A 2,527-nucleotide genomic window follows, 5' to 3' on the forward strand; every position below is an offset into this window, starting at 1 on the left:
ATGCTTATCCTTGAAAGCTAACGCTGCCATAAACGGCAGAAAATAGCTGGCTAAACTTAGCGACGAAGGAGCACAAGCCAGCTGTTTTGTGTCCTATGTTTTATGGCCTTGTTATAAGTCGATTACCACAGACTCTAAAATTTGTTGTTCTAACGCTTGATTTTCAAGAGCTTGCATTATCTGCACAGTAACAATGTGACTACCTACCCTAAAGCATCCAATTAATGTATCCAAGCCCATATATTTCAGCTTTTGAAAACTAATTCCTTTTGACCCGATTGAACTTATTTCAGAGGTTATCTCCACAGTCCCTGTTTGTACTTCATTACTTTTTAGCAACATTTCAACAGTATCTTGAACGACTTCTGTTGGGGTACTCTCGGAGTCATTTAAAAGGCTAAGTGTTATTAGTTCAAGCTTGCTCTCTGTGACTTCCCCTGCTTCTAATAACATAACGAATTCACCTTCTTCTTTTGGGATGTAGCTTGGCGGAGCAAATTCGATTTCGGTTTCTTCAGCTGCTTTTGGTTCCCAACCACTTGGGTAAGAGAGTTTAAACCCTACACCAGAGTGATAGTAAGTAGAATTTGTTTCAGCTTTGATAGTAAATGACATTAAAATTCCAATAAATACAAACAGATTCTTCATAAGTTAGAAAGACTTATAACGCTCGATTAACGGGTTAAAAATCGTGGGCTAAAGTTGAGCGAAGCGAAGAGCCCGCTGTTTTTAATCCCTGTTTAATTGCTTGTTAGGGAGTTTTACATCTACAATTTCACCTGTAGATACATCAAATTTATAAGTAATATTTTCTACGGTTTCGATATAAAAATATTTATTATTTCTCGCTAAATTAGAAGATAGTTTCCATTGATAATGTGAAACTGATAGTTTTACTGAATCAGGTTTCTCAATTAAATCAGCTGTAGAGTATGATTTTAAAAGCTTACCTCTTTCATAAAATGCGACGGCTAAATCTTCATTTTCTGGAGCTTGCCCTCTAGCCCAATTACCAAGCCTAACAAGGTTTACAGCTTCTTTGCCAGCCAAATAGACATTGTTTGCATGCCAACCTGAAACAGACCATAGCTCTTCTTCAGTTCCGTCATAATTTAAACGAAATGCTCTCCCGTATGCTTCGCTATCGATAACTAGATTATCGTCTTCAAAATGGAAGTTTTCGGGGATCATTTTGAAATAATATGATTCAAACATTCCTTCTTGGGTAACTATATATGGTTTAGGGATCGACTCTCTATCTGCATAAGCAACAAAAGAAAATATCATCATTATGAAAATCATAATGCGAACCATAGAAGCTCCCTAACGCCCGCATATGCGGAACAAAATGCTTGGCTATAATTGGTGAGGTACGAACCAAGCCAAGCTTTTTGGTTCCGCTCATGATGCGCTTGTTATAAGTTTATTACACAATAAATCACAGATGCAGGCACTATAACAACCACATGTGCGAGGAGAAGATAATGGAGTCTGCTTTGAATTTTATGTAATTTGATGCACCTTTTATAATGCAAGTTATCTGGCTTCGAAGAAAGACTATCGATTACAAACTCCAATGCAGTATAAATATCACTTGAGAAACTCATAAAAAAGTTTATCGAAGCTCTGTTACCTAAAACTCTTTTATATTCGTCCCGAGAAAGCACTCTCCATTTAAGGTACAGCATAGATGATACTGTTAATACCATCATGAAGCCAAAGCTGGCAAAAACTAGACCTACATACGCCATAGCAGCTCCATATTCAATAAACAGAAAGTACATTGCTGGAGGCATAAAAAGGGCACAAAATAGACCAGAAATTGATAATGCAACTTCCATTGGAAAAACTATTATCCAGTAAAATACTTTATTGATTGCACAGTGCTCCCAAAAACTTATAACGCCTCAGTTAAAAGGCAAAATTTAATTGGCTATAATGTGAAGCGGAGCGAAACCAGCCAACTGAATTTTGTCCGCTTTTAAACTGTTTGTTAGCAGTACTTACCAGACTTTCCACCAAGGCTTTTGAACACCAGGATGAGATACTTTTAAATACTGCGGCTCACTTTTAATACCTGATTCTGACACTGCTGTTATTTTTATTTTAATATCAAAAGCCTCTTGTTCTTCCGAGTTACCATCAAACCAGACGAAATAGTACTTGTCCTTTTCTTCGAGGAAATCAGCAAGCGTAATTGCTTTGTCGGAAAATAGAGTGTCTTCAAATGTACCCTCTACTAACTCAAAAATATAACCTTGTTCAATAGTTGGAATGTTTTTGAGTTTTAAAACAATAGAGCCAGCATCAGAACATGAACCATGATTTCCATCATCAGTGCCTCTGTGAACTCCATCTACCTCAAAAACAGGTTTGACAGGTTCGCTAGTACCATTTCCTGTGACTTCAAAGTACTTTGAAGTTGGCATCATTGAGCATGCTAATGCATCAAAAGAAATAAGACTTAAAATTAACACTAAAATTCGATTCATACTCTTGTACTGCTAACGCCGCAATATGGGGCGTA

Annotated in this window: 3 protein-coding genes; all 3 read right to left on the reverse strand. The window is 37.0% G+C overall.

What is annotated here, in order from left to right; genetic code table 11:
• Positions 1-111: 111 nt before the first annotated feature.
• The 3 genes from D9603_RS19050 to D9603_RS19060 all read right to left on the reverse strand — a co-directional run bounded on the left by D9603_RS19050 (position 112) and on the right by D9603_RS19060 (position 2,492).
• Complete coding sequence (locus tag D9603_RS19050; RefSeq protein WP_128732487.1) at positions 112-615, reverse strand: hypothetical protein; 504 nt, start codon at positions 613-615, stop codon at positions 112-114.
• A gap of 114 nt (positions 616-729) precedes the next feature.
• Positions 730-1,314, reverse strand: coding sequence for a hypothetical protein (locus D9603_RS19055; RefSeq protein ID WP_128732488.1), 585 nt, complete (start codon positions 1,312-1,314; stop codon positions 730-732).
• Positions 1,315-2,003: 689 nt separating this feature from the next.
• Positions 2,004-2,492 (reverse strand): hypothetical protein, encoded by a 489-nt coding sequence (locus D9603_RS19060; RefSeq protein ID WP_128732489.1) that lies wholly within the window; start codon positions 2,490-2,492, stop codon positions 2,004-2,006.
• Between the last annotated feature and the right edge of the window lie 35 nt (positions 2,493-2,527).

This window comes from Pseudoalteromonas sp. PS5 (assembly GCF_004103255.1).
Lineage (GTDB): Bacteria > Pseudomonadota > Gammaproteobacteria > Enterobacterales > Alteromonadaceae > Pseudoalteromonas > Pseudoalteromonas peptidolytica.

Excerpts from the sequence above, each read along its gene's own strand:
- D9603_RS19060 (WP_128732489.1), bottom strand. The coding sequence starts at position 2,492 with ATGAATCGAATTTTAGTGTTAATTTTAAGTCTTATTTCTTTTGATGCA.
- D9603_RS19055 (WP_128732488.1), bottom strand. The coding sequence starts at position 1,314 with ATGGTTCGCATTATGATTTTCATAATGATGATATTTTCTTTTGTTGCT.
- D9603_RS19050 (WP_128732487.1), bottom strand. The coding sequence starts at position 615 with ATGTCATTTACTATCAAAGCTGAAACAAATTCTACTTACTATCACTCT.